The following is a 2,918-nucleotide window of genomic DNA, read 5'->3' as shown; positions in this document are numbered from 1 at the left end:
ATTTAAATATAACGATAAAAAAAGAGGTAAATATTATGTCCTATCAGTTTATACATATTGAAGATTACGGAAGGGTTGTATCTAAAAAAACAAAAAATAACGGATCGAATGATAAATATAAAAAAGAAACAAAAGGTAGATCGGTTCGTGAAATAATTGCAGAAGCAAAAAGAGAAAAAGGAAACTGTCCACATGTTGAAAATCCAAAAGATCCTATTTTGCTTTTTGGTGTTGGTTTGGATGAAGTGGAAAAACTCGCTTATGAATATCACGACAATACAAAAATAACGGATAAAAACGGGAAAGAAAAAAAACTCCGATCTGATGCTAATATTTTATTGGCTGGGGTTGTAAGTTTAAATAAAGACAATAAAGATATTTGGGATGATTATAAAAATGATGCTATTGCCTATTTGTCTAATAAATACGGTAAAAAGTTAGTTTCTGTAATAGAACATACCGACGAAGAAAATCCACACTTCCATTTTTATATAATACAAAAACCCGGATTGAAATTTGATTTAATACACGATGGTAAAAAAGCATTATATGAAAATAAGGACAAAAAGAAACACGATCAAAACATTGCTTATTTAGATGCTATGAGAGGTTTTCAAGAGGATTTTTTTAAAGTTGTAAGTTCTAACTATGGTTTAACGAAAGATGGTCCTAAAAGGGCCAGATTGAGCCGTAGTGATTACTTTAAACAATCTCGTGAGGTTTCATTACTTGATCAAGTAAAGTTAAAAGCAACAGAAACAGGAAAGAAACAGGGTTATAGTTTTGCCGTGGATCAATTTGAAAAATCGTCTTGGTGGGGAAAAACCAAAATCGCAGTTTCCTTTAAAAACAGTGAGTTTACAGCACTTAAAGCAGACTATAAGAAGTTGAACAGAAGAAAGAACCATTACAAAAAGAAAGTTGATGAGGTGAAGGAAGAAATCAGCTCTGAATATGAAAATAAACTTTCTGAAGAATATAAAAAGAATAAGGCAACTTCAAGGAATCTATATTTTACATTAAATGAAAATCAGTCTTTAAAGGAATATAAAACAAAATATGAGGATTTGAATAAATCATTTAATGAAACACTCGAAGAACAGAAAAAACCTCTTTTGGAAGAAAACAACACTCTTAAAACCGAAAACCAAAACCTAAAAACAGAAAACACCGAAAATAAAAAACAACTTGAAAAATATCAGGAGTTTTTTACTCGTGTGAAAAAATATTATGGTGATCGTTTTTCTGATTTTCTTGAAAAAATAAAACCTAAAACGACTATTAAGCCTAAATAGTCAAAAAGAATTTCGGGGGGTCCCCTCTGGGGTTCCGAAATTGTTATTGACTACACACCATAAAAATACCCTTGTTATGGTTGGAGCAGAACGAAGTGAGGCTTCAACCTGATAAACCGGTTTTAAGGCTGTTAGAAGCCCTCAGAAGCCCATACAGGGCTTTTGGCTTATGGTTGGAGGGTTTCTTCCAGTAGTGGTTTTGGGGTTGGTTTTTGGGTCTTAAAATCAGCCCGAAAAGGGCAGATTTCCTTTACTTGATACAATAGGGATAACGTGGATTTGAAAAACGGTGCTTAAAAGTGGCTTGAAGCCTTGTCCCGTAAGGGTTTCCGTGGTGTTGGAGCAGGTGTTTTATGTCGAATGATTGACAAAAAAAATCCCCGTGTTAAGTTTTGAGTGTCGAAGTCAAAAACTATAATACGGGGATCGGTATATCTATGGAGAGAATAGATAATAAAAAAATAAAAGTCAAGTATGAAAAATTAAGTGATAGATCTGAAAAAGATAAACCGTGGGATATACATAGACACGATTGTGATCTTGTTGCTGATATATATAAACAATCGTTCGAGTTTGAAAGATACTTTGAAAGAATGAACGAATGTTCTGGTCATTTACAATATTCTGAAATGTTAAATCGTGAAACGGGTGAAATAGGTATTAAACTTAAATCGGCAAGATTTTGCCGAGTAAGACATTGCCCTGTTTGTCAATGGAGGAAAAGCCTAATGTGGAAAGCAAGATTTTATAAGGCTTTACCAGATATAGAAAAACAGTTTAAAAGTGCTCGTTGGATGTTTTTAACATTAACCGTTGAAAATTGTGATGTCAGTGAAGTAAGAGAAAAAATCCAATGGATGAATAAATCATTTATAAAAATGATACAAAGAAAGCATTTTAAAAACTATAACTTGGGTTTTGTGAAGACAACTGAAATAACAAGATCGAAAGATGGAAAAGCACATCCGCATTTTCATATATTGCTTTTAATGAAGCCGAGTTATTTTAAATATGGTTATTTGAAAACTACTGATTGGGCTGAATTGTGGAGAGACTGTTTAGGTGTTTCCTATACACCTATAACAGACATTCGTATGGTCAAGGCAAAGCTGAACGGTGAAGCCAACAAATCAGCCATAGCTGAGGCTGCGGCTGAAACCTTGAAGTATGCTGTGAAGCCTTCTGATATGGTGAAAGATCCTGAATGGTTCCACGAACTGACAAGGCAAGTCCATAAGTTGAGGTTTGTATCAACTGGCGGAGTATTGAAAGATCTATTTAAGGAAGATACTTCCGAGAAAGATTTATTGCTGTTAAGTGAAGAAGAAGATACAGATAAAGAACTAAGAATACTAAACTACAACTGGTTTAAAAAAGATAAAAACTATAAAAGAAAACTTGAGGATTAGTAAAAAAGGCACCGCTGAGGTGCTTTTTTTATGCCTTTGATTTTGACTTTCCCCGTAGGGGCCGGCGTTTATTCGAAGAATAAACATAGTCGGTCCCTATGTATATTATTTGACTTTTAAAACTGCGGATTTATTATTTAAATATAACGATAAAAAAAGAGGTAAATATTATGTCCTATCAGTTTATACATATTGAAGATTACGGAAGGGTTGT

The 2,918-nt window shown here is 33.3% G+C and carries 2 protein-coding genes; both read left to right on the top strand.

Annotation, left to right across the window (positions count from 1 at the left end; genetic code table 11):
• On the top strand, window positions 1–1,295 hold a 1,295-nt coding region (locus QZ994_RS19295; RefSeq protein WP_290877556.1), incomplete at its 5' end, for a hypothetical protein.
• Window positions 1,296–1,687: 392 nt separating this feature from the next.
• On the top strand, window positions 1,688–2,704 hold the full coding sequence (locus QZ994_RS19290; RefSeq protein WP_290877554.1) for a protein rep: 1,017 nt from the start codon (window positions 1,688–1,690) through the stop codon (window positions 2,702–2,704).
• Window positions 2,705–2,918: the final 214 nt, after the last annotated feature.

Origin of the sequence: Aquabacterium sp. (assembly GCF_021768455.1) — a bacterium.
Classification (GTDB): Bacteria; Pseudomonadota; Gammaproteobacteria; order Burkholderiales; family Burkholderiaceae_C; genus Aquabacterium.
Note: the sequence above shows the minus strand (reverse complement) of the source record. Positions and strands in the feature narration are given on the sequence as shown.